Below are 23,694 nucleotides of genomic sequence, written 5' to 3' on the forward strand. Positions count from 1 at the left end.
GGCTGGCAGAGGTTCGATGTTTCCCCTGTACCATTCAGCCTGCTTTCGACTCGATGCCTGGAGCGTAAATGCCGTCGCTGCTTCGTCCTTATCTGTTCCTGCTACTCACGGTTCTGATCTTCTCCGGCAATATTCTCGTCGGCAAGGCACTGGCTGACCTGCCGGCACTGACCATTTCATGGGCACGGGTGCTCATTGCTCTGGTTCTATTGGCGCCACTGGGCCTGCCTCAGATGCTGCGGGCCATCCCCACGTTTCGCACACACTGGCGTCCACTTCTGGGTCTGTCCCTGACCGGCGTCGCCTTCTTCAATGCCCTGATCTATGCTGCGTTAAAGACTACGTCTTCGACCAACGTTGCGATTCTGGAAGCCACGATACCGGTAGTCACGATACTGGTCAGTTTCGTGCTTCTCGGAGAACGCTACCGTTGGCTGCAGTGGCTCGGCGTTGCGCTCTCGTTGAGCGGTGCCGTTGCGGTCATCACCCAGGGTGACTCTGGCCAGGCCACCGGCATTTCCCCAGGCGATGGCGTCATGGCCTTGGCCATTCTGGTCTGGGTCGGCTATTCGCTCCTGATCAAATCACATATCGCCAAGTTTCCCCGCTACGGCGGGCTGCTTGCCATGCTGATCATTGCCAATCTGTTACTGGCGCCACTGGCCATGCTGGAGTGGATCTGGCGAGGCGATATTCCCAGTATCGATGCAGCGCAGGCATTGGGCCTGGCCTACCTCGGTATCTTTCCCTCGGTCATTGCCCTGCTGCTCTACAGTAGCGCCATTGGCGACGTCGGCCCTACCCGGGCTGCGGTATTTCTGAATCTCTTGCCTGTATTCACCATGCTGGGTGCCTGGCTGCTGCTGGGCGAAGTCATCACCTGGATTCAGGTAACAGGCAGCCTGGTGGTGATTGGTGGCGTCATGCTGACACTACGTGGTCGACCCTGAGTTCAGGCAAAGAAAAACCCGAGCATGTCACCATGCCCGGGTTCGATACCCTACCTATGCAGTAGGTGTTACTTGCTCATCTCGGTTTCGCGCGCGGTCATACCGCCGGAGAGATGATCGTCCAGTTTGCCCATGAGAACCTGTTCCGCAGCGGCCTGGCGATTGACGACCGAGCTGGTCCACTGACCCCACACGGTGTTATCGATCTTGTCGCCATTGTTGCCCAGATTCTCCAAGCGACGCTTGTCCTCGTCGGTCAGGACTTGCTTGGGCAACGGTTGCAGGTGACGGACGTCATCCGCGGTCATGTCGATCATCTGGCCGACCCGGTTTCCATAATCGTCATGGACCAGGTACAGATGCCACAGCATGCGTTCCTGCACATCACGCTCGCAGCTCTGCATCATGCCACCAAGGACATTGATGAGTTCGTCGCGTTCCCAGTCCATCATGGTGTTGAAGCGGGCACGCGCCTGGATGTAGTCATTGCGGCGCTCGATAACGCTGCGCGTCAGGCGCCCGTTGACCTCGGGCGGATTGTTGGGCTCCTCGCGCTGCGCTTCCTGCAGACCGTTGTGAATCGACGGCTCGTAGTTCACGTGTGGGTTCTGGCCCGGCGCGAGATCGACGCCATAGGACATCTCCCCCCCGCGCTGGTTGGTGTAGACCTTGCCCTTGACGCCCTTAGGCTGGTTGACCGGCAACTGCAGGTAGTTGGGACCGACGCGATAGCGCTGCGTATCGGAGTAGGAGAACGTGCGCCCGATCAGCATCTTGTCGTCGGAAAAATCGAGACCGTCGACCAGCACGCCAGTACCCATGGCGATCTGCTCGTTCTCGTTGTGGAAGTCTTGCACATTGCGATTGAGCGTCATGACGCCAACGTGACGCAGCGGGAATTGATCTTCCGGCCAGATTTTGGTGTCGTCGAGCGGGTCCCACTCGAGTTCCGGGTGATCGTGATCATCCATGATCTGGACGAACATGTCCCACTGCGGATAATCGCCGCGCTCGATGGACTCGTACAGGTCCTTCGAGGCCGAGCCGAGATCCTGCCCCTGAACCTTGGCGGCCTCTTCCTCTGTCAGGCTGGCAATGCCACAGCGCGGGTGGAAGTGGTACTTGACCAGGAAAGTCTCGCCTTGGGCGTTGACCATCTTGTAAGTGTTGACACCGAAACCTTCCATGTGACGATAGCTCGCCGGAATGCCACGCGGACTGAACAGGTGAGTCAGCATGTGCATGGATTCGGGCGTCTGGCTCATGAAATCGAGAATACGATTCGGCTCCTGACGGAAGGTCACGGGATCCGGCTTCAGTGAGTGGATGACATCGGGAAACTTGATGGCATCGCGAATGAAGAACACCGCCAAGTTGTTACCGACCAGGTCCCAGTTGCCATCTTCGGTATAGAATTTGACCGCGAAGCCACGCGGATCGCGAGCGGCTTCAGATGAATCGCGGCCACCGATGACCGTCGAGAAGCGAATCGCCAGCTCGGTCTTCTTGCCGGCGTCCTGGAACAGTTTGGCACGCGTATACTTGGAGGCCGGCTCGTCGCCGATCTTGCCGGTGGCTTCGAAGTCACCATAGGCCACGAAACCGCGCGCGTGGACGACACGCTCAGGAATTCTTTCACGATCGAAGTGGCTGATCTTTTCCAGGAACTGATAGTTCTCCAGCGTCGCCGGCCCACGGCTACCGATCGTGCGCTGAGACTGGTTGTTGGTGATCGGATGTCCCTGGCGGTTCGTCAGCTGACGTCCGGTATCCTGATGTTCGTTGCTCATATAGCGTCCTCCTCGAATAAGCTGCCAAACGGTCCCTGCACAGAGTAGCAGGCCTATGCGATAGGTAGAGACAAAGCAATTCTATCGCTATGAAAACCAAAACTAATTAGACTGGGCTGGTAAAGGCACCGTGGAAGGAACCACCGTAGCGGTCGCTGGCATCGGCGTAAGCAAGGTTTCGAACAGGACTTGGTGACGGCGTTCAATGAGGACGAAGCCGTAAGCAAGGCACAGAAACAGATGAACGACAAGCAGCGCTCATGACAGACCCTCACAGGTGCAGCGCTTCCCGCGCTGCGTCAACGCATAAGATATTTGTTGCTGAACTGTGAGCGTATAAACAAGTATAACAGCCTGTAAAGTTTTACATCAGCTATTTTCGATATGAATGAACGATCATAATATTTCAAACAGCATGGTTACCCCAATGCTCGCTTGGCTCACCCTTATTTATTGAATGACTCCTCGCTATGGGTCAGGGTATTAATTTTTTCAATATAGACTTTCACCAGCTTCGATTCGTACCTTCGCTGCACATGGTCGATTCTATCTTCCGTTAGGGCACATTCCTTCGAGAGGTTAAGACCATGAAATTCGGTAAAATAGCAGCGCTGTTGCTGCCAGCTCTGCTGACCACCCCTGCACTGGCAAGCGATGCAACGGATAGAGCCTATCAGGCGTTGAAGCAGCCGCTTTCCCAGAATTTCCACCAGCATGGCTCAAGAATGGGAGACGAGACTACCGTTGCTTCAGTCAGGAGCGCCAACCGTGTGGATGGCAGTGATGCGATGATCAAGGCACGCTATGCCAATCAGCAGCCCATCAACCAGATGGTACCGTATCATCCTTGGCAGCGAGAAAAGAGCCCGCTGATGAGACCCAGAGACTGGTAACGGTTCAACGCTTGGCAAGCATTACTATAGACACGCCCTGCTATAGCCTGGGCGTGTTCCATTCTTCCCTACGGGAATGGCTCAATGGCTTTGCATAGCAGCATGGTTTACCGCTACTGTCTGGTAAACCATTTTTAACAGAGCATTTTGTAGCGATGAAGCAAATGACACGCACCTATGAAGGACGTGTACCGGCCAAGGCCGTGGTAGAAAATGGCGCACTCTGGGTACCGATCGAACATCATATAGAAGGGGTCTTCGAGAACCGCGAGACGTATACGACGATTACTTTCGCCCAAGCCGAAGGAACCTTGGCCGAGTCCACTCTGGCCTTGGCAGAGGAGTACCGAGAGTTGCAGCAACAGGTTGACCAAGCACCTGAGCCTAGCGAATTTTTTTCATTGCAGGAAATCACTTCACCACCTTCAACGGTAGACTCCCCCATAGAACGTGGCGAATGGCAATTCTATTGGCATGACAATGAGCTGATGGCCAGCCGCATTCCTTCAGCAAGTGAACCTCGACCTGCCTTCTATCGCCTATCTGCTCAGTTCGACGAGACGACACTGCAAGAAACCCTCGATCGTTTCGAGCGCGCTGTCGTCAATCATGGGCATATGCGTATCAGGCTGAAAGAAATCAACTCAAAAATAAGAAACAATATCTCAGCCATAAAAACATCGCTGCGTAACACATAGATAGCAGCCAAAGCGGCAACAAGGTCGCGGCGAAGGAGTGGGCACTTAGAAAGCAAGAAATAATAAAGCCCGGCCTGTTAAGGCCGGGCTTTGCGTGGCGTAGTGCTTCCTGCCGCCCACTCATGAGCCATCCTGCTCATGCATCCTTGGTTCATCAGGCATCCTTGCCCGGGTTCCATCGCGACATATCCCTGTCTACGTCCGTCACTATACCGATGCAGGACTGCAAAGGATGTAACCTGTGTTATGAAGCAATGTAAGAGATCAGTGACAAAGAACGTATGAGATGAACATAAACTCCTAAATTTGCCGAAAGTGATAACTCTGGCACCGGGACTCGGCGACGCAATGAACAGCGGCACGTTCAAGCGTGGGACCGATTCTTCCTCGATCAGCTCTTGACTCAACAAGCAAAAACCCCAGCACCTCGCTGGGGTTCTACTGGGCTTCCCTGCCCTGGTTTTACCTTTACCATTCCCTGCTCTTGTTATCCTTGGCTGAGCCATCCTGGCCGTTTAATCCTTGGCGAGCTGTCCTTGGCTCGCTGGAACGTATTCTGCCCCATAAACTGACGGCGTCGGATCAGTCGATGACGCCTTAGAGCGTAAGCGCCTGCAGATAGCGGTGTAGGCTTTGTTTCTACGAAAAATCTCATCATGAAAAGCGTGTCTTGCCATGTTGGACAGGTTTTTCGTCGGCAGGAAGCCATAAACACGTTAGAAAGCTTCACAAAAAGGAAACGCCTCAGTCGCGCTTGCCTCATGCATCTGGTAGTGCGGTACGAGACGAAGCCAATGTGTCATGTAAGACATTGGCTATTTAGAGCGTGAGATCAAAGGAAAGGCCAAGCCAAAAGGAAATGCCTCCAGTGACTCTGCAGAGCTGAGCCCGGCCTCAATAGACCGGGCTCAGTAGCATGACCCAGCGCCTGCAACTTGCCTATCTCTATGGATGTCTGGATCAAGTGCCCCTGGTTCCTTGGGTGTTCTCAAGCGGCATCGTCCACCTTTAAATGAAGGTAGTGTGGGTCGAAATCGCCCGCCTCCTTCATTTTCTCCCAATTAGGTATGAATATGCGTTTACCCTTGGTCTGGATCAGGCCATCGGCGCGCAGTGCCTGGAAGACCCGGTTCATGTGGACCGAACTGAGACCAGTTGCATCCGCCAACTCAGCTTGGGTAATTGGCAGATCGAAGTTGCCGTCCTCGACTAGCTCCACCGCCCTCAGGCGCGCTAGGATCTCGCAGAGAAGATGGGCGATACGGGTATAGGCTTCGCGCCGTCCTACGTTAAGCAACCACTCCCGGAAGATCGAGGCGTCTATCAGTGTACTGCGCCAGAAGGCTGCTGTAAGGCGGGGATAGCGCTCGCATACCTGATGCACATCCCGATGCTGGACGAACGCTACTGTGCAAGGGGTCAATGTGGCAATGTTATGGTCCATGACAGGCAAATGCAGACTTTGCAAGTCTGGTATATCCCCAGCAACATGCAGGGCCATGAGTTGGCGCTTTCCATCAGAGGTCAGCTTGTAGACGCTGGTATAGCCTTCCAGAATCAAGCAGCATTGGAATGGGCGGTCTCCCAGGCGGACAATGTCCTGATCGGCTCTGAGCTTCATCACCTGCACTGGTAAATCATGGAGCGCCTGCTTCTCCTCAGCGGAAAGGGGGAAGATGCTTTCCAGCTTGCGAACCATCAATGTATAGGGAGGATGAGAACCTACGGTCATGCCTGCGCTCCTAGCAGGAATGCAGCCTTGGCCACAGTGTCTCTGCTCGTTAAGTTGGAATCATATATCTGTCTCGGGCACTACCTATCGGTCATGCATGACCTGTTGCCCAGGGGGCAGTACCGCTAACCGCTGACAATGCCTCAGTGCCGACCCAGTGTTGTGGCGCTGGTTGCATTTGGCGTCTTGCCGTTACGCAGGATTGATCAGCGATTCATCCCCCGCCCCACTCGGCCGGTTCACCTTGGTGCTGACCGGCCAGTGCGTAATTAGCTTGGCGTCGATGTGGTGCACCACATTGCGTAGAGTCTCTCGATCCGTCAGGTCAGGGTCCAGCCATGGCTCCAGACTCTCGTCGTCCAGAATTAGCGGCATGCGGTCATGTACATCTTTGGCGGCGCCTCGGGCCGGCTCGGTGAGGATGGCACAGCCCAGGGTGCCATCTTCTCGTTCCGTGTATATCCCCGCGAAGTAGATCGGCCTGCGATCCTCGCGGCAGAAAAAGTGTGGCTGCTTGGGTGTGGTGGCTTTGTCCCACTCGTACCAACCATCAGCGGGAATCAGACAACGGTGTTTTTGAAAGGCGGACTTGAAATAACTCGACGTGGCCACTGTCTCGGCTCTGGCATTGATCGGCTGGCTGGCCTTGCCCTTCGCCCACTTGGGTTTGTAGCCCCACCACAGCTCATCCACGCGCGACGGCTCATCTGCCGAGAGCCGACGTATCGCTGTGATCCAGGTACCAGGCGCCACGTTAAAGCGCGGTGTCGGTTCTTCCTCGATGCTGGACACGCCAGCCTTTGTCGCGAACTTCGAATAGGCGCTGTAGAGAGCAAAACGGCCGCACATGGGCGACTCCTGACGAGAGTTTCCCTAAGCGTGGGCAGTAACACTCATCTCGGCAAGCCTAGCAGCCGGGAAGCCCTGGCATCCTGCGTTTGGCAAGGCCATTATCATGGCCGAACTAGTGTCGACACACTTATGCCAGCCGTTGCTGAGTTCAGATGACACCTCCCAGTCAACCGTACCGGAAAACGTAGCATCTTTGTATGCAGCCATGCCCGCTTTGGGTCGTTAGTCGCCACGCTCCCCCTATGCAGGATAAGCGTACAACAACTCCTTGCCATAGGCCCGGATGAACTCCAAAGCCTTGGTATACTTCTAGTCCTCCCGGTAGACGAGGCCAAAACTGAAGTCGATCTGCGGGCTGAAGGGTCGCATTGCCACCTCGTCCCGCTTGTGCAACTGATCGTAGGCGGTGATGGGGTTCATGATGCTGACTCCGGCCCGATTCGCAACCAATGACGCGATGGCGCCGATGTTGGCTTCGGTCTTGCCGGCGATATGTGTGCCGTGGCTGGCGATCAGGCTAAGCAGCGGATCGGCCCCGACATTCGGCTGGTTGCGGATGACCAAAAGTACTGGTCCTTGAGATCCTCGACGGTGACTTCTTCCAGCTCGCTCAACGGATGCCCTTGTGGGACCAGGCACAACGCATGGGTGGTCAGCCACTCCTCGATCCGCAGCATCCGGGAACTCACGGGCAGCGTCACGAAGCCCACATCGGCATGACCTGACTCCACTTCCCGCAGCACATCGTGGCTCGACATCATGACAAAGCTGATGTTGAAGCTGCGGTTCTTCTCCAGCAAGGCGGCGATCAGGCTCGGCACGAACCTGAAGGCCAAGCCCGGAATCGCGGCGATACGCAGCCCCATGCCGTCACCATCGGGAAGACCGAGATCCAGAATAACGACATCGCTGAAAACGGAAGCCATCGTCATGCGTGCCTCAACTAACGTCGAGGCTTGGTCAACCACGAAGTCATGGGACTCGAGCCCCGCCTGGATGCCCGATGCCACCAAATCATCGTCTTCGATCAATAGAACATGCATATGGGCTTCCTATGAATGGGACAACTATCGCCTCGCTACATTAAGTCAGTATTAATTCCCGCTTGGCACAGCGACTTGGTAGGCCATGGTGAAGCGAAGAAAGACACTTTTTTCACAGCGAGAGGCGGGTCTTGAGCCGTACCTGCCGGTTCAAAACCGCCCTACTGCCCTGCTGCATCGCTGCGCGAAGGATGGCTCTGCAGAATACTCAAACCGGTAACGGCACCCAGAATCAGTACCATACCCCCCACCTGCGGTAGATTTAGTGCCTCGTCCAGTATGAGCAGGCCGAAGAGAGAGGCGGTGACGGGCTCCACCATGGCGACAATCGAGGCCGTGGTAGGCGGTGTGTGCCGAAGGCCCGTGAGATAGCAGTAAAACGACAGACCGGCACCCAGCAGACCAAGCAGGATGAACCAGGCCACATCGGCGGACACGGGTACAGTCAACGCCTGGCTATGGTCGATCAATGGCAACAGCACTAGCGAAGCGATGGCAAAAGCGATCACCAGCACGCTCGGGGCAGGACCGTAGTTGCCAGCGTACTTGAAGCCAAAGATGAACAGCGCGTAGGAGAGGCCTGCCAGCAGGCCACTGATGATACCCAGAATGGTGACCGCGCCCGCCTCCGCACGGTAGATGCCGGTCAACAGCACAATACCCACCATCACTAGCGCGATGGCGGATAAATTCACCGGGGTGGGACGCTCCACGCCGCCAATAAAAGAGACCAGGTAAACGAAAACCGGCGCGCTATACATCAGCGTAGCGGCCACCGCCACGCTTCCCTCGCCGATGCTGATGAAATAGAACGTGAAGTTGCCTGCGACGCCCATCCCCGCTATCAGAGACCAGAGCACCAACCGGCGATTCAGTGAGAAACGCCGCCCTTGGAGGTAGATGACCGCCAGCCAGATCACCATGCAGCCCAGCCCCACCAAGGCACGCCAGAAAGAGATCACTTCGGGTGCCCAACCCCAACCGATGAGCAAACTGCCAAGCCCGCCGGCCAGGCCCCATTGGAGAGCGGCTGCTATGACGAGCACGGTAGATGGAAGCAACACTGCAGCTCCTGACAAATATTGGGTGAGAAAATTGTTCTAACTGTGATGACGAACTATTGATCGCCTGCTATTTCTTAATCGTGCACAGCTTGGCTCAAGCTGTGGAATACGACCTACGGACAGAAACCTCAGCTTCCTGAACGCCGTTTGCCTTCTCGTCATATCAACGGTCGATGACCACCCTTAGTGCCCACGTGAGAAGCGCCGGGCCAGCCACCAGCCTATTATCATCGCCACTAACATGGCGACGAGGGGAGCAGTTAAGCCGGCGATAGAGGCAAACGCCGGCCCTGGGCAATAACCGGATAATCCCCAGCCGACACCGAACAATGCTGCCCCGCCAATCAAGCGTCCATCCAGGTCTCGTCGTGTTGGCAACTGAAATACCTGTGCAAACAGGGGATGAGAACGACGTAACACCAGTCGGTAGCCAATAAATGTTGTGGCAACGGCGCCACCCAGCACGAACATCAAGGTCGGGTCCCAATGACCGAACACATCAAGGAAATTCAGCACCCGAGTCGGATCAGTCATGCCTCCGACCGCTAGACCCAGACCAAACAACAATCCGGCGAGATAGCCCATTAGTGTTTTCATGAACCACCCCCGAGGACATGGCGCATGACGTAGACCGTCACCATAGCCACCCCTAGAAAAGTCAAGGTTGCGACTAAGGAGCGTGGCGACAGTCTTGCCAAGCCACAGACACCGTGGCCACTAGTACAGCCACTTCCGACACCCGTACCAATACCCACCAGTAGCCCCGCGATAAGCATCAGGCCGACGCCACCCACCGGATCGCCGATGACTTCGCTCGGTGCACCGGTGACATTACCCAGCTCTCCTCCTAGCAGCATGAGTAGCAAAGGGCCACTGACCAGGCCCAGCAGGAAGGCTAGTCGCCAGGCCGAATCTCCCTGAGGTCGATCCAATAATAGGCCTGACAGAATTCCACTAACGCCTGCGATACGCCCCAGCGTTGCCATTAGCCAGACGGCAGAAAGGCCGATCATTACACCGCCGACCAAGCCGTAAAGACTTGCCGCTGCGTCCACGTTGTATCTCCTAAGGTTATCAACGTTGCGAAAAATGACGGACGAAGCTTCTTGCCGCATCGTCTCTCTCGGGATTGCTCATTATCGTGGGCGATGCCCCATGCAGGGCTTGCCAAGCATCGTAGGTGCTCAAGTACACGTTCCCACTGAGATGGCGAAGAAAGCTCGTATTCTGCAGCTGATCCATTACCGGCCCCTTGACCTAACTGAGACGTAGCTCGCCTCTTGCATAACACAAGCGAGCACTGGCCGCCTCAGGCTATCAAGTACCGAGGAATCAATCAGATTGGCTGCTTGGTAGTCCTGGACTATGCTGCGCAAGCGAAACATACCGGCTACTGCTCTAAGTTCGCCTGCTGCTCGAGACGCTCGCGCAAGGGCTCTAAGTCATAGCCGGCAGATTGAGCCGCCTCAACGAGCTCCGACACAGGACGATACGGGGCCTGTGACAAGGCCCAGAGATGCGCCACGCGTTTGCCGGTACGGCAGAAGCCAAGAACGGGGCCAGGGGAGCCATTCAGGACGTGGGCGAAGTTCTCGATATCAGTTTGGGTATATTCACCCGGCTTGACCGGAACTTCATGCCAGGCCATGCTCAGAGATTCCGCCTTGGCTTTCAAGGCATCAGGATCTGGCTGACCTCGCTCTCGCCCCGTAGACGATTGGAGAGGATTGTGCGGAATCCCTTGGCTGCGAGTTGTTCAAGCTCATCGAGCCGCGGCTGTTCAGTGACGCTCAAACGGTCATCAAGTCGTTTGATGTCCATGTTGTTCTCCTTATCGCTTATTTAGCTACGTGCTTCGTCCCATGCAGCACCCGGCAGTGCATCGAGTGGAATCTTGAGATAGCGCCGGCCGTTATCCTCCGGCTCCGGCAAGGCTCCACCACGAATATTGATTTGCAGTGATTGGAGAAGCAGCTTCGGCATGGGGAGTCCAGCATCTCGTGCGTTGCGCATGGACACGTAGCCCTCGGCCGTCTGGCCATTACACAAATGAATATTGGTCTCGCGCTGTTGGCGTACGGTGCTTTCCCACTCTGGCTCGCGACCACCGGGGATGTAGTCGTGGCCAGTAAAGAGCCGGGTGTCATCTGGTAGAGACAGAATCGCTTGGATGGAGTCCCAGAGCTTATGAGCATCTCCCCCCGGGAAGTCGGCACGCGCAGTGCCTCCGTCCGGCTGGAATAGCGTATCGTGGACAAAGGCAGCATCGCCGATGACATAGGTAACGGACGCTGGTGTATGCCCAGGCGAAAACATTACGCGGCCTTCAACCTCGCCGATCCGAAGCGGATCTCCTTCGGCAAGGAGGTAATCCCACTGATGCCCATCGGCCGGAAAGTCTGGCCAATTATAGATTTCCTTCCACAACGCCTGTACCTGCGTAACGTAGGCCCCTATGGCCGTTGGCGCCCCGGTCTTCTCCTTAAGATATTGGGCAGCCGAAAAATGATCAGCGTGTGGATGAGTCTCGAGAATCCAGTCAACTATGAGCCCTTCTTGTGCGACGTAATCCAGCAACCCATCAGCTTGGTGCGTTGCAGTAGCTCCCGACTTTTCATCGAAGTCCAGAACAGGATCAAGGATGGCACAGCGCCGGGTCGCAGGGTCGCTGACAATATATTGAACGCTCGAGGTCCTTGGATCATAGAAGCCGGCTACGTCCGGTACGCCTGGCGAGTGTCGGAATATACGCATGCTTTCTCGACCCCTTAGATTAGTTACAAGCTTAGTCCAGATATGAATAACTGAAAAACAATGAATTTGTTGACCACAACCTTCAAGTAAATTTTTGCTAAGGGGCTGCCCTCCCTGCTTTCAGCACACTATTGAGATATCAGCCCGTCGGACCACAGGCTGGCGGACCGCCACTCCGGTACGTTTACGAAATTGCTCCGCTGTTAGAAGCCTAATTCAGGAAGTCACGGAGAGGTGCAGTTGCACATTGTCCGCAATGGCATCAAACATAAGCTTGTCGATAGCAGTCTGGTCATTATCTGTGGTGGCTATACTATGAGGCAGCAATGCTGAGTCATAACTCAATTCTATCGCCGTAAGCAGGTATCTCTGCCTGGATGCCATTTTCGGCCAGCGCGGCCTTGAGGGCTTGCTGAGCTCCCGGCTCGCTGTGCACGAGATAAAAGCGCGGACAATTGCGGAAGGCTCCAGCCCAGCCGATCAACTGACTCTGGCCGGCATGAGCTGAAAACCCACCAAGCGTATGTACCTTGGCTCTGATTGTTAGCTCATGACCAAGCACGCGAACTTTCGCAGCACCATCGACGAGCTGGCGCCCAAGGGTACCAGCGGCCTGAAACCCGACGATAATCAAGCGTGTGCTGGACTTCTCCAAGTTATAACGGAAGTGATGGAGAATGCGCCCACCGTTGCACATGCCTGCGCCAGCGATGATGATTGCCCCACCGTAGATACGGTTGATCGCCATTGATTCTTCCACCGTCCGAGTCATGCGAAGGATTGGTAGGTAATGACTGGTATCGCCGCTAGCAGCGATATTGAGCACCTTAATATCTTCCGAGTCCAGCGCCTTGCGCGCCCGGTGGTAGAGCTCGGTGACTTTGATCGCCATTGGGCTGTCGAGGAAGACCAGTTGCTGACGCAGCCGTCCTTCGTGGTAAAGCACGCTCAGATGGTAGAGGATCTCCTGAGTGCGCCCTACCGCAAATGCGGGAATGAGCACATTGCCACCATCGGCATGGGCATCCTCGAGAATCTGAGCAAACTCTTCAAGGGTTTCGCCCAGCAACCGATGATCACGATCGCCATAAGTGCTTTCCATTAGTACCAGGTCGGATTCGTGCAGCTTCACTGCATCTTTCATCAAGACCGAACTGGGGTTGCCCAGGTCGCCAGAGAAAACCAGTCGCTTCGTTTGTCCGCCCGAGGGGATGGTCAACTCTACGATGGCCGACCCCAGGATGTGCCCGGCTTCATGAAAAATCAACAAGCCCCCACCGGGCAAGTCGATTGGCTGTCCATAGGGATGTGACTGGCAGAGTCCGAGAGTCTGATCGACATCATCCAGACCGTAGAGCGGCTCAATCACTGGCTTGCCCGCCTTGCGGCGCCACTTGTTCTCCCACTCGATGTCCTTGGCCATAACGAAGGCTGCATCGCGAAGCATGATGGCCAGCAGATCTCGCGTCCCGCGAGTACAGTGGATCGGTCCGCTGTAACCTTCTCCTACCAACTTGGGCAGTAGACCCGCATGATCGAGATGTCCGTGGGAGAGCACCACCGCTTTGAGCTCGTATGCCAGCTTCCCAAATGGCGTCACATTGGCCTCATTGGCATCATTACCGCCTTGGTGGAGACCACACTCCAGCAGCAGTTTATGCGAGCTATCCACCTCAAGGAGATAGCGGGAGCCGGTGACTTCCTCCGCCGCTCCTAGGAACGTCAAAGTCGACATAAGGGACATACACTCCTTGTCAGCGAAAGAGCCGCTAAGGTCAGCATAATGTATCGGTAATCATGGGGCTCACCCGACTTGCATCACCCCTGAGTGCCATTATTCAGCCTAACGACCGCGCAGATTTATTTTTCCCTTTATGCTTTTTCGATAACCGGTATGTCTTCGCCGCGTTCGCCTTGCCTATGATAAGGGTAAGAATACTGGCCAAAAGCGCCCCCAAAAGCGCCAAAAACATATCTTTCTGCGCATCCCAAACGTCCCCCTGTGTACCTAAATATGTTTGACCTAACTCTCCCCCAAACACTTCTGCAGCAAACCATTCGATGAGTTCATAGAGCGCTGCGTGGGACATGATCATCAACACCGGAATAAACCGACGCAGGAAGGAATCGAGGGGGAAAAGTCTTTCCATGAGCTCTGCCACGAGTGGCAACAGCAATAGCCCATACAAGAAATGAACCCAGCGATCATATTGGTTACGTTCGAAGCCGAGACTGCGATCCAGGGAGAATCCGAACAAGGCTTGCCACCATTGGTCATATGGCACATCAGAATAAGTGTAGTGGGCACCAACTGCATGAAAGGCTAAGAAAAGAAAAGTACTACCCCATGCTAGACGCGACACACCCCCTCGATACCAAATCCAGCCCAGCACCGGAATCGCTGCAAACACCAGCACATTCTCAAGCAGCCAATCTGACCGGTAGTGGGGCGCGATCGCTAGCCACACCCAGAAGGTCGCAAAGCCAGAAAATAGCCAGAGAGGATAAGGGTCATGTTTCAGTAACCGATATTCTGTTTGCCTTTTCCTAGACACTACCCTCTCCCTGCTCAGTGTCTTAGCCAACCCGCTCGCCGCCTCAGTACCTTTTCGAGCTCCAGCACAATCATAAGGGCGATGCCTGTAACGAGGATCAGTATCCCATCAGCAAGAGCAACCGGCCGGGTATCGAACAACCCTTGCATGAGCGGCAGGTAGGTGAATGCACACTGAGCAATAACAACAACAGTGACCGCTGTCAGCACCGCGGGGGTACCCAGCACACCGCGCCAATGGAACGAGGTCATGTGCAGGAAGCGTACGTTGAAGAGATAGAATATCTCCAGCACCACGATCGTGTTGACCACCAGGGTGCGGGCCATGGCCAGCTCGTCTCCCCGGCCAAGCGAGTAAAAGAAAACGCCCAGCGCCGCAGCCAGGAACAGGAACGACACGAGCACGACACGCCAGATAAGGAAGGGGGTGAGCAGTCCCTGATCGACCGGCCTGGGCCGGCGGCGCATGACATTGGGCTCTGCCGGCTCGAACGCCAGGGCCAGGCCGAGCGTGGCCGCCGTGACGAGGTTGATCCATAGGATCTGAACGGCCGACATCGGCATTGCAAAGTTGAAGAGGATCGCGGCAATGACGGCCAGCACCTCGCCGCCATTGGTCGGCAGTGTCCATGCCGCCACCTTGCGAATATTGTCATAGACTACGCGGCCTTCATTCACGGCGGACACGATGGACGCGAAGTTGTCGTCGAGCAGAACCATCTGCGATGCTTCCTTCGCCGCATCGGTTCCCTTGTGCCCCATGCCGATCCCGACATCCGCCTGCTTCAGCGATGGCGCATCATTGACCCCATCCCCTGTCATCGCCACGATGGCGCCACTCGCTTGCAGTGCCCGGACGATGCGCAGCTTATGCTCGGGGTTGGTTCGGGCAAAGACACTGGTCTCGGCCACAAGGCCAGGCAGGTCGCCATCCGGAATGGCGTCGAGCTCACGCCCGGTGAGCACGCGCGGATTCTCACCGAGCCCCAGTTGGCGAGCTATGGCCGCTGCCGTCGTAGCATGGTCGCCGGTGATCATCTTCACCGCGATCCCGGCGGAATGACACTCCTCGATAGCGGCTATGGCCTCGTCACGTGGTGGATCGATGAACCCCACCAGGCCGATAAAGACTAGGCCCTCCTCGAGGTCGGCGAAGCCCACCTTGTCGACATCGGAGGATGCCGGCTTGACGGCAACACCGAGCACACGCTCGCCCTGGGCCGCCGCGTCCGCGATCCGTGCCGTCCATTCGTCCCGATCCAGCGGCACAGTCCCCTCGCCATTCGGCTGGGCGGAACATAGCTGCAGGAGTTCGTCCGGCGCGCCCTTGACGAAGATATGACGCTCGCCCTTCGCACTACGGTTGAGCGTGGCCATGAAGCGATGCTTGGCATCGAATGGAATCTGATCGAGGCGTGTCCATTCATGCCGTGCGCGCTCTGGGTCCAGGCCTGCCTTGATAGCCAGTGCCACGAGCGCCCCCTCCATCGGGTCGCCAATGACATGCCATTCCCCGTCGGCCTGGCTCAGTTGGGCATCGTTACAGAGCAACCCAGCCAGGATCAGCCGGTCACTGTCCTTCGACGTACTGGAAATACCCTTTGCCGGCTCGGCTTCCAACCGTCCTTCCGGCACATAGCCCGACCCGCTCACGGTGACTCGGCCACTGGGCACGTCCAGCTGTCTTACAGTCATCTCGTTGCGGGTCAGGGTGCCGGTCTTGTCGGAGCAGATTACCGAGGTCGCCCCGAGTGTTTCCACGGCGGGTAACTGCCGTATTGCGGCGTTGCGCCGCGCCATGCGCTGCACGCCAATCGCCAATGTAATGGTGATGACCGCCGGCAAGCCTTCGGGAATGGCCCCCACTGCCAACGCCACCACGGCAATCAAGGCTTCCGGCCAGGCATAACCGCGCACCAGCACCGCAAAGGCGAACAATGCCGCGGCTACACCCAACGTGATCCAGGTAAACTGCGTCCCAAAACGATTGATCTGACGCAGCAAGGGCGTTGTCAGTGGCTGAACTTCACGCAGCAGCGTGCTGATACGCCCGATCTCGGTCTCGCTGCCCGTGGCCACTACCACCCCGGTTGCCTGTCCGGTGGCCACCAGCGTGCCCGAGTACGCCATGGAGTGACGATCACCGAGTGCCGTCTCCTTCGGCGCAGGCGTTTCCCGCTTTTCTGCCGCAATAGACTCGCCCGTCAGGATGGCTTCCTCAATGCGCAGCGAACTGGCCTGCATGAGCCGCAGGTCAGCAGGCACACGATCTCCTGCTTCCAGCGTTACTATATCGCCGGGAACGATCTCATCGACCGGTACATTGACCCGCCGGCCTTCGCGGACCAGGTGAGCGTGCGGTGCAATCAGGTTGCGGATCGCATTCAGCGCCTTTTCCGCCTTGCCTTCCTGAACGAAGCCGACCACAGCGTTAATGACCACAACGGCAACGATGACTGCTGCATCGATGATGTGCCCCAGCAGCAACGCCGCTATAGCCGCTGCAATAAGAAAGTAGATCAGCGCATTATGAAAATGTCTGAGAAAGCGAAACAGCGGATGACGGCCGGCCACCGCCGGCAGCTGGTTGCGCCCGTATGAGGCCAGGCGTCTGGTCGCCTCGTCTTCCGTCAGTCCGGAAGGTGACGACTTCAGGACCTTGATGACCTCATCGACGGGCTGGGCATGAACGTCCCCGGGCTGGCTATCTAGCGAAGACTCGGTATCTCGAGTGGCAGTGGGTGTCTCCATGCCGCCTCCCTGGTATCGGAATGAGAGAGTAATGAGGCATTGCCGTTACACGTTGAGCGACTTGCCATCCATACGCCCCCCCCTAGCCGAAGCCTGCCGTGATCACTAAGCTCCTTAATCAACCTCGGGGCAGTGTCGGGAGGAGTCGCGATAATCGCCATATCCGGTGCCAGCGGCAACTCACTGATGAGTAGTAGTTCAGATCGAGCGAATGGCTCCGTTCCCTCGGGCTCACGGTCAGGATAGACCCAGCGAAGCCGGTATCGGCTAGCACAGCCCCTGAGCGGTAGATGCCAAGAGCCAAGTCATTGTATGGTAGTTTGATGCTTGTGGCGGCATTAACATGCGTTATGCAGGTTGATCTAAAACAATATTTGTGCAAATCGAAGAACAAGGCTCGGTTATAAAACCAGAATTTATCCTGATGCTGCGAGCGGTAAGCGGGAGTGAAGAGAAAACAATTAGTTTTTACGGCTTAGAAGGTCTTTTGCGGGGACAATGGCTGACCTGAGTCGAGCATGCCTTTGCGCTAAAAACAGCATGACAGTATTATCGAGCACATCGTGTCTAGTCTTGAATTCACCAGCGCTTAGCTAAGTGATGTAATTAATTAGTCTTGACTGTTCACTTCAGCCATTACCAACACAGCGGCACCGGTCAGCTTGCCCTCTCTTAGATTTGTAAGTGCCTCATTAGCAGCATGAAGCGGATAACACTCTACCTGAGTATGGATTGTCGTATTGGAGGCCAACTCAAGGAATTTCTCACCGTCTTTGCGGGTCAGGTTGGCAACCGAGCGCAACTGGCGTTCGCCCCAGAGCAACGCATAGGGGAAAGAAGGTATGTCACTCATATGAATGCCGCCGCAAACAACCGAACCGCCTTTACGCACTGCACGTAGTGCAGCGGGTACAAGATCACCGACAGGTGCAAAGATGATGGCTGCATCCAGTGGCACATCGGGAAGTTGATTGGAGCTACCTACCCAAGTTGCACCTAGATGATGCGCAAACAGTTGGGCACGTTCGTCTCCTGGACGAGTAAACGCGTACAGTGCGATGCCCTGCCATAAGGCTACTTGGGCTACGATATGGGCCGCAGCGCCAAAGCCATAAATACCTAAGCGTTGCAGGTCGTTGCCACACATGCTTAACGAGCGGTAACCAATCAGGCCAGCGCACATTAATGGCGCTGCTTCTGCAGCACTATAGTCGGAACTAATAGGAAAGCAGAAGCGATGATCCGCCAAAGTATATTCGGCAAATCCACCATCGATCTGGTAGCCAGTAAAGCGCGCCCGGTCACAAAGGTTTTCCTGTTCATGTAAGCAATACCAGCACTCGCCACAACTATATCCCAACCACGGAACGCCCAGGCGCATTCCATTCTCTAGCATAACCCCGGGCCCACAACTAGCAACATGGCCAATGATTTCGTGTCCGGGAACGATTGGGTAGTGGATTTCGGGTAGCTCTCCATCCAACAGATGGAGGTCAGTGCGGCATACCGCACAGGCTTCTACCTTGAGCAGCACCTGCCCCGGGCCAGGTACAGGAATAGGCCTTTCCCGCGCCTGAAGCGGGCCGCCTCGTTTTTCAAGCACCATAACTTTCATGCGATTGTGCCTGTACTCAAGTTAGCGTCGGTGAGGAATCTCACCGACGCCATCAGCTTATTTGACTTCTAGCTTGCGCCGCGCATCATGTTTTGTCTTGGGCAACGTGATCGTAAGTATGCCGTCCTTGAAAGTGGCTTCAGCATGGTGAGAGTCCACATCAACAGGTAGAGCGACAGTCCGGGCGAACGAGCCCTGCCACATTTCAGAATGGTAGTACTTTTCCTTTTCTTCTTTGGCTTCTCCCGCACGGTGTCCCTTGATCGTCAAGGAATGGTCGGTTATCTCGACATCTATTTCCTTGCGGTCTACGCCAGGCATTTCTGCGCGAACGATGATTTCCTTGTCGCGGTCAACAATATCTATCTTGGGGTTATGTTGCCCAAAAAAGCCCAAGCGTTCCTTCATAAGGTCATCCCTGAAGAAAGGCTTCATCCAACTACGCTCGAAGAACCCTTCTATCATACGATCGAACTCTTCCAGAGGACTTAACGAATGATGGGCCGGCGCCGGGTCGGGTTCTTGGCCGGCTTTCACAGGCTGGACAGCGGTCTTATCCATGGTGACGCTCCTGTATCATGCATTCCCAGAGGCTACAACAGAGGTTGGGGTCGTTATGCCGTATTAACCCGCCTTTTTCGCAGTACAGCTTCACGACATGAATAGTTATAGCCGGAAGATCTGTCTTGAAAAGCTGCGTCAGGGACCAAAGAAGCCGAATTGATGGGTATTTTGATCTGCAACAAAAATTCATAGATTCTAAATAAGCTTTCATTAATAAAGAATTAAATCTATACTATCACTTGCGAGTGGTAGATTTAAGCATCACTCAGTCACTTGGCTTGTGCGCCATGCTGCGCGGCGGTGCCCACCGAGGTTTTACCCCCATAGGCCTTTACTAAGCAAAGCCTGAGAACGAGCAATCTGATTAATTATAATGAAGCCATACTGTACGATAAACGCTGACAAAAAAACGACCTTCCCTTCCATAGTTACAACAAAATATTTTCCTGCACCACCTTTGATGCCGGTCAAACTATTTTATCGTCTCACGTCCATGGAATGGTCAATAATCAACCAAACAGCAACCACAGGTGGGAGCAAGATAATGAAAGCGCTTGTCTACGAGGGGGTGGGTCAACGTAACTGGAAAGACAAATCCCATCCTGGCATCGAGAAGCCCACAGATGCCATCGTTCGAATCACCCACACCACTATCTGTGGTACTGACCTACACATTCTCAAAGGCGACGTTCCTGCGGTCGAACCCGGTCGGACGCTGGGCCACGAAGGCATTGGCATCGTCGAAGAAATAGGCGATAGTGTAAGCAGCCTCAAGCCTGGCGATCAGGTGCTTATCTCCTGCATCACGTCCTGCGGCCATTGCGACTACTGCAAGCAGGGTATGTACGCGCATTGCCGCGATGGTGGCTGGATACTGGGCCACAAGATCGACGGTACCCAGGCCGAATTCGTGCGGATACCGCATGCCGACAACAGTCTCTACCGCTTACCGGCGGGACTCGACCCTGCCGCTGCCCTGATGCTGAGCGATATTCTACCGACTGGCCATGAGATCGGCGCGCTCAATGGAGAGGTCAGGCTCGGTGATACCGTGGCCATCGTCGGGGCCGGCCCGATCGGTCTGGCGGCTCTACTCACTTCCCGCTTTTACTCGCCAGCCCGCATCATCATGGTCGACCCCGACGAGAATCGGCTGTCTGTGGCCCGCCAGTTGGGCGCAACCGACACCGTCAGTGCCGACCCGGTCGAAGCGATCATGGAACTCACCGATGGCGAAGGCGTCGACGTGGCCATGGAGGCAGTAGGTATTCCCGAGTCATTCGATACCTGCCAACGTATCCTGCGTCCCGGCGGTCGGCTCGCCAACATCGGGGTGCATGGCCGTAGCGTCGAATTCCGGATCGAGGAACTGTGGATCAAGAATGTCACGGTCCGCACGGGGCTGGTTAACACCAACACTATTCCAGTGTTGATGCGTTTCCTCGAGGCCGGGGGCATCGAGGCAGAGAGCCTGATCACGCACCGGTTCGCCCTGAGCGAGATAGACCAGGCCTATGATGTGTTCGCACGCGCCGCCTCGGAAAAAGCGATCAAGATGTTACTGACAGCTTGATCATTGAACCGGCCCAAACTCAGCCATGGGTTTAGGCCGGTCTTTCACTTGCCTCTTTTGCCAATTAACCAGCTAACAACCTTAATTAAAATTACTTCACTAAATTAAAAATGACGCCCGTCAATTATCTGACCGGTAAATGATACAGGAAAACTGAAGGCTTCTATACTTCTTTCCTTCACTGGGGAGATGAGACAATGACAACGTTAGAATTACCCAAGGCATCCTTTAACACGTTCAATAACGATAACCTGTTCACATGGTGGTATCAGCCTTGGATGGAAACCACCGATTCGGCGGCTAAATTACAGCGTATCTGGCTGGAGACGTTCAATGACGCCATGCGTCATGAATTCGAGTTCTTTTCGACCATGGCAACCTCCTATAGCAAGCTCACCCACTGTATGCTGGGTCTTGGCGGACCGCAGACTCCGGCGTCAATGGCGTCTTGCTATCATGAGGTCGCCAGCGACATGACCGAGGCCACATTGAAACGTATGCGCAAGGTCTCGGAACTTAGCGATGATTTGAGAGAGCGCATTTGGTGCGAGATCTGAAAAGACTCGATCCATTTAACTCAGCCTCGCCAACCAGGGGATGGAACGGGCCATGACGGTTGAAACCATTCAAGACGTGCTGGAGCTGACCCGACAACTGCATGCCAATCTGGCCAATGCGCTGGAGCGCGCTGCCAAGGAGGCACAGCAGGAAAGGCTGCGCATGTTGCTCGATTACCTCTCCCTGCACGAGCGGGAACTCAGCCGCGTCGTGGCACTGAGCGAAGACGATGCCCAGGCGGCCACCATTCATACTTGGTGTACCGACTATTTCGATAAGTACACCTTTGACCAAAAAGCTCTCGAGCGAATCGATTATGCCAACATGAGCACGTCCGACATCATGCGCTCATTGTTGGCAATACATGACCGTATCATTGATCTGTATCGTTATTTGGCCACGCATGCTGAGGTATCGTCTGTAGAAGAATTATTGCACAGTCTCCTCGCTCTGGAACAGCATGAAGCCATGCGCATGGTACGTGACGCTGAAGAGCTGGAGGACCTTTAATCAGCTTCGAGGGCACTCTCATGCTTTTCGACGATACCCAGCACGATAGCCTGGACAGGTTCGTGCGCGCCTCGCTGGCACGGGTAACACTAGGCATTTCGCCTGCCTCGGTCATGCTGACGTATCTGGACTGGCTGTCCAGTATCACCCTCTCCCCCGGCACCCAGGTCCACCTATGGCAGAAAGCCCTGAAGAAGCAACTCCGTCTGGCGCACTGGACCAGCCATTCGGCCTTCGATCCCAAGGCGGAGCCTTGCATCGAGCCGTTGCCTCAGGATCGCCGGTTCCGCGATCCTGCCTGGCGGCATTTCCCTTACAACGTGCTGTACCAAGGCTTCCTTCTGCAGCAACAATGGTGGCATAACGCTACCACCGGTCTGCGTGGCCTGTCGCCTCATCACGAACAGGCCATCGAGTTCGGAGCCCGCCAGTGGCTCGACGTGCTATCGCCTTCCAACTATCTATTAACCAACCCCGTCGTGCTCGAGCGGACGGTGACCAGTGGTGGGCTCAACCTGCTCCAGGGTATGGCGCACTGGTGGGAAGATACTCAGACTCTGTGGAGCGGCAAGACGCCGGCCGGCACCGAAGCGTATGTCGTGGGTCGCAATGTCGCAGTCACGCCAGGTAAGGTCGTGTACCGCAATCACCTGATCGAACTGATTCAGTACACGCCGACTACTAAAGATGTCCACCCGGAGCCCTTATTGATCGTGCCGGCTTGGATCATGAAGTACTACATTCTCGACCTCTCGCCTCATAACTCGCTAGTCAAGTTCCTTGTCGATCAGGGTCATACCGTCTTCATGATCTCCTGGCGCAACCCGACGGAAGAGGACCGTGACATCGGGATGGATGACTATCGGCGACAAGGCATCCTGGCCAGTGTCGATGTCATCAATCATCTCATGTCCGACCATAAGATACATGCCGTAGGCTACTGTCTGGGTGGAACGCTACTGGCCATTACCGCCTCGGCCATGGCTCGCGATGATGACAATCGACTGGCATCGATCACCTTGTTCGCTGCGCAGACCGATTTCCGCGAGGCCGGCGAACTCATGCTGTTCATCGACGACAAGCAACTCGCTTTCCTCGAAGATCTCATGTGGGCCCAAGGGATGCTCGATACCAAGCAGATGGCGGGAGCCTTCCAGATCCTGCGCTCCAACGATCTGATCTGGTCGCGGATCGTCAACGAGTATCTTCTTGCCACCCGTCAGCCCATGAACGATCTGATGGCCTGGAATGCCGATGCGACCCGCATGCCCTACCGCATGCATTCCGAGTATCTGCGCCAACTCTTTTTGAACAACGATTTTGCCGAAGGCCGGCTTCGAGTGGACGCTCGCCCAGTAACCTTCAGTGACATTAAAATACCGATCTTTTGTGTCGGCACCGAATGGGATCATGTCGCGCCCTGGCGCTCGACCTACAAGTTGCATCTGCTCGCAGACGCGCCGGAAATCACCTTTCTCCTCACCAATGGCGGGCATAATGCTGGCATCGTCAGCCCGCCGGAGTATCCTCGGCGCCATTACCGCATGACGACCGCTTACGCCGAGGACACTTACATCGACCCGGATACCTGGCTAGCGCATACGCCGGCTCAATCCGGCTCCTGGTGGCCCGCCTGGCAGGCGTGGCTGGCGGAGCGCTCTGGGCCACGTATCGCTGCGCCAGCCGTTGGCTCAAGGGATTATCCGCCGCTAGACGACGCACCGGGCAGCTATGTACGACAAGCGTGAGCTGTCGTGACCTGCGTCAAGAACATTGTGTCTCACATGCCGTTA

At 55.7% G+C, this 23,694-nt stretch carries 23 protein-coding genes; 7 read left to right on the forward strand and 16 right to left on the reverse strand.

Features of this window, described 5'->3' with window-relative positions; all coding sequences use genetic code 11:
* The first annotated feature begins 68 nt into the window (after positions 1-68).
* Positions 69-950 (forward strand): DMT family transporter, encoded by an 882-nt coding sequence (locus MHM84_RS13785; protein ID WP_239266941.1) that lies wholly within the window; start codon positions 69-71, stop codon positions 948-950.
* Positions 951-1,018: 68 nt separating this feature from the next.
* Here the strand turns inward: MHM84_RS13785 and MHM84_RS13790 are convergent, their stop codons facing one another.
* A complete protein-coding gene (locus MHM84_RS13790; protein ID WP_275445777.1) occupies positions 1,019-2,740 on the reverse strand; it encodes a catalase in 1,722 nt (573 codons plus the stop codon).
* A gap of 587 nt (positions 2,741-3,327) precedes the next feature.
* On the opposite strand from MHM84_RS13790, the gene MHM84_RS13795 reads away from it, so the two are divergent.
* Complete coding sequence (locus tag MHM84_RS13795) at positions 3,328-3,633, forward strand: hypothetical protein (RefSeq protein WP_239266942.1); 306 nt, start codon at positions 3,328-3,330, stop codon at positions 3,631-3,633.
* A gap of 164 nt (positions 3,634-3,797) precedes the next feature.
* Positions 3,798-4,331, forward strand: a complete 534-nt coding sequence (locus MHM84_RS13800; RefSeq protein WP_239266943.1) for a hypothetical protein — start codon at positions 3,798-3,800, stop codon at positions 4,329-4,331.
* A gap of 988 nt (positions 4,332-5,319) precedes the next feature.
* Here MHM84_RS13800 and MHM84_RS13805 read toward each other — a convergent pair.
* From MHM84_RS13805 to MHM84_RS13880, 15 genes are all read right to left on the reverse strand, one after another.
* The gene (locus MHM84_RS13805) at positions 5,320-6,063 is read right to left on the reverse strand and encodes a Crp/Fnr family transcriptional regulator (RefSeq protein WP_239266944.1); all 744 of its coding nucleotides are present in this window, start codon (positions 6,061-6,063) and stop codon (positions 5,320-5,322) included.
* 192 nt (positions 6,064-6,255) lie between these two features.
* Positions 6,256-6,912, reverse strand: coding sequence for an SOS response-associated peptidase (locus MHM84_RS13810; protein ID WP_239266945.1), 657 nt, complete (start codon positions 6,910-6,912; stop codon positions 6,256-6,258).
* A gap of 312 nt (positions 6,913-7,224) precedes the next feature.
* A complete protein-coding gene (locus MHM84_RS13815) occupies positions 7,225-7,479 on the reverse strand; it encodes a hypothetical protein (RefSeq protein WP_239266946.1) in 255 nt (84 codons plus the stop codon).
* Positions 7,428-7,946 carry a LysR substrate-binding domain-containing protein gene (locus MHM84_RS13820; protein WP_275445778.1) on the reverse strand — a complete coding sequence of 173 codons (519 nt, stop codon included), beginning with the start codon at positions 7,944-7,946 and terminating at the stop codon, positions 7,428-7,430. Before MHM84_RS13820 ends, MHM84_RS13815 begins: the two co-directional genes overlap by 52 nt.
* A 173-nt stretch (positions 7,947-8,119) precedes the next feature.
* Positions 8,120-9,022, reverse strand: a complete 903-nt coding sequence (locus MHM84_RS13830; protein WP_343218289.1) for a DMT family transporter — start codon at positions 9,020-9,022, stop codon at positions 8,120-8,122.
* Positions 9,023-9,205: 183 nt separating this feature from the next.
* Positions 9,206-9,619, reverse strand: a complete 414-nt coding sequence (locus MHM84_RS13835) for a DUF6691 family protein (RefSeq protein WP_239266947.1) — start codon at positions 9,617-9,619, stop codon at positions 9,206-9,208.
* Entirely contained in the window at positions 9,616-10,077 is a 462-nt protein-coding gene (locus MHM84_RS13840; RefSeq protein ID WP_239266948.1) for a YeeE/YedE family protein, read from the reverse strand. Before MHM84_RS13840 ends, MHM84_RS13835 begins: the two co-directional genes overlap by 4 nt.
* Before the next feature lie 335 nt (positions 10,078-10,412).
* Positions 10,413-10,670 carry a sulfur transferase domain-containing protein gene (locus MHM84_RS13845; protein WP_239266949.1) on the reverse strand — a complete coding sequence of 86 codons (258 nt, stop codon included), beginning with the start codon at positions 10,668-10,670 and terminating at the stop codon, positions 10,413-10,415.
* A gap of 23 nt (positions 10,671-10,693) precedes the next feature.
* Positions 10,694-10,843, reverse strand: a complete 150-nt coding sequence (locus MHM84_RS13850) for a sulfur transferase domain-containing protein (protein ID WP_239266950.1) — start codon at positions 10,841-10,843, stop codon at positions 10,694-10,696.
* Between the two features lie 21 nt (positions 10,844-10,864).
* The gene (locus tag MHM84_RS13855; protein WP_239266951.1) at positions 10,865-11,776 is read right to left on the reverse strand and encodes an MBL fold metallo-hydrolase; all 912 of its coding nucleotides are present in this window, start codon (positions 11,774-11,776) and stop codon (positions 10,865-10,867) included.
* Positions 11,777-12,110: 334 nt separating this feature from the next.
* The gene (locus MHM84_RS13860; RefSeq protein WP_239266952.1) at positions 12,111-13,511 is read right to left on the reverse strand and encodes an MBL fold metallo-hydrolase; all 1,401 of its coding nucleotides are present in this window, start codon (positions 13,509-13,511) and stop codon (positions 12,111-12,113) included.
* Positions 13,512-13,614: 103 nt separating this feature from the next.
* Positions 13,615-14,331, reverse strand: a complete 717-nt coding sequence (locus MHM84_RS13865) for a DUF2238 domain-containing protein (RefSeq protein WP_239266953.1) — start codon at positions 14,329-14,331, stop codon at positions 13,615-13,617.
* 14 nt (positions 14,332-14,345) lie between these two features.
* Positions 14,346-17,081: a cation-transporting P-type ATPase gene (locus MHM84_RS13870; protein WP_239266954.1), complete on the reverse strand. Its 2,736-nt coding sequence runs from the start codon at positions 17,079-17,081 to the stop codon at positions 14,346-14,348.
* 610 nt (positions 17,082-17,691) lie between these two features.
* Positions 17,692-18,696 (reverse strand): zinc-dependent alcohol dehydrogenase family protein, encoded by a 1,005-nt coding sequence (locus MHM84_RS13875; protein WP_239266955.1) that lies wholly within the window; start codon positions 18,694-18,696, stop codon positions 17,692-17,694.
* A 57-nt stretch (positions 18,697-18,753) separates the two neighbouring features.
* On the reverse strand, positions 18,754-19,257 hold the full coding sequence (locus tag MHM84_RS13880; RefSeq protein ID WP_239266956.1) for an Hsp20/alpha crystallin family protein: 504 nt from the start codon (positions 19,255-19,257) through the stop codon (positions 18,754-18,756).
* A 547-nt stretch (positions 19,258-19,804) separates the two neighbouring features.
* On the opposite strand from MHM84_RS13880, the gene MHM84_RS13885 reads away from it, so the two are divergent.
* The 4 genes from MHM84_RS13885 (at position 19,805) to MHM84_RS13900 (ending at position 23,649) form a co-directional block, all read left to right on the forward strand.
* Complete coding sequence (locus MHM84_RS13885; protein ID WP_239266957.1) at positions 19,805-20,833, forward strand: zinc-dependent alcohol dehydrogenase family protein; 1,029 nt, start codon at positions 19,805-19,807, stop codon at positions 20,831-20,833.
* Between the two features lie 197 nt (positions 20,834-21,030).
* Positions 21,031-21,390 (forward strand): hypothetical protein, encoded by a 360-nt coding sequence (locus MHM84_RS13890; protein WP_239266958.1) that lies wholly within the window; start codon positions 21,031-21,033, stop codon positions 21,388-21,390.
* Positions 21,391-21,442: 52 nt separating this feature from the next.
* Positions 21,443-21,901, forward strand: coding sequence for a hypothetical protein (locus MHM84_RS13895; RefSeq protein ID WP_239266959.1), 459 nt, complete (start codon positions 21,443-21,445; stop codon positions 21,899-21,901).
* 20 nt (positions 21,902-21,921) lie between these two features.
* A complete protein-coding gene (locus MHM84_RS13900) occupies positions 21,922-23,649 on the forward strand; it encodes an alpha/beta fold hydrolase (protein ID WP_239266960.1) in 1,728 nt (575 codons plus the stop codon).
* The last annotated feature ends 45 nt before the right edge of the window (positions 23,650-23,694 follow it).

This window comes from Halomonas sp. McH1-25, assembly GCF_022348165.1.
GTDB lineage: Bacteria > Pseudomonadota > Gammaproteobacteria > Pseudomonadales > Halomonadaceae > Modicisalibacter.

Bases quoted from the DNA above. Each gene is read 5' to 3' on its own strand.
- MHM84_RS13785 (WP_239266941.1), top strand. From the start codon at position 69: ATGCCGTCGCTGCTTCGTCCTTATCTGTTCCTGCTACTCACGGTTCTG.
- MHM84_RS13790 (WP_275445777.1), bottom strand. From the start codon at position 2,740: ATGAGCAACGAACATCAGGATACCGGACGTCAGCTGACGAACCGCCAG.
- MHM84_RS13795 (WP_239266942.1), top strand. From the start codon at position 3,328: ATGAAATTCGGTAAAATAGCAGCGCTGTTGCTGCCAGCTCTGCTGACC.
- MHM84_RS13800 (WP_239266943.1), top strand. From the start codon at position 3,798: ATGACACGCACCTATGAAGGACGTGTACCGGCCAAGGCCGTGGTAGAA.
- MHM84_RS13805 (WP_239266944.1), bottom strand. From the start codon at position 6,063: ATGACCGTAGGTTCTCATCCTCCCTATACATTGATGGTTCGCAAGCTG.
- MHM84_RS13810 (WP_239266945.1), bottom strand. From the start codon at position 6,912: ATGTGCGGCCGTTTTGCTCTCTACAGCGCCTATTCGAAGTTCGCGACA.
- MHM84_RS13835 (WP_239266947.1), bottom strand. From the start codon at position 9,619: ATGAAAACACTAATGGGCTATCTCGCCGGATTGTTGTTTGGTCTGGGT.
- MHM84_RS13845 (WP_239266949.1), bottom strand. From the start codon at position 10,670: ATGGCCTGGCATGAAGTTCCGGTCAAGCCGGGTGAATATACCCAAACT.
- MHM84_RS13850 (WP_239266950.1), bottom strand. From the start codon at position 10,843: ATGGACATCAAACGACTTGATGACCGTTTGAGCGTCACTGAACAGCCG.
- MHM84_RS13855 (WP_239266951.1), bottom strand. From the start codon at position 11,776: ATGCGTATATTCCGACACTCGCCAGGCGTACCGGACGTAGCCGGCTTC.
- MHM84_RS13860 (WP_239266952.1), bottom strand. From the start codon at position 13,511: ATGTCGACTTTGACGTTCCTAGGAGCGGCGGAGGAAGTCACCGGCTCC.
- MHM84_RS13870 (WP_239266954.1), bottom strand. From the start codon at position 17,081: ATGGAGACACCCACTGCCACTCGAGATACCGAGTCTTCGCTAGATAGC.
- MHM84_RS13875 (WP_239266955.1), bottom strand. From the start codon at position 18,696: ATGAAAGTTATGGTGCTTGAAAAACGAGGCGGCCCGCTTCAGGCGCGG.
- MHM84_RS13880 (WP_239266956.1), bottom strand. From the start codon at position 19,257: ATGGATAAGACCGCTGTCCAGCCTGTGAAAGCCGGCCAAGAACCCGAC.
- MHM84_RS13885 (WP_239266957.1), top strand. From the start codon at position 19,805: ATGAAAGCGCTTGTCTACGAGGGGGTGGGTCAACGTAACTGGAAAGAC.
- MHM84_RS13890 (WP_239266958.1), top strand. From the start codon at position 21,031: ATGACAACGTTAGAATTACCCAAGGCATCCTTTAACACGTTCAATAAC.
- MHM84_RS13895 (WP_239266959.1), top strand. From the start codon at position 21,443: ATGACGGTTGAAACCATTCAAGACGTGCTGGAGCTGACCCGACAACTG.
- MHM84_RS13900 (WP_239266960.1), top strand. From the start codon at position 21,922: ATGCTTTTCGACGATACCCAGCACGATAGCCTGGACAGGTTCGTGCGC.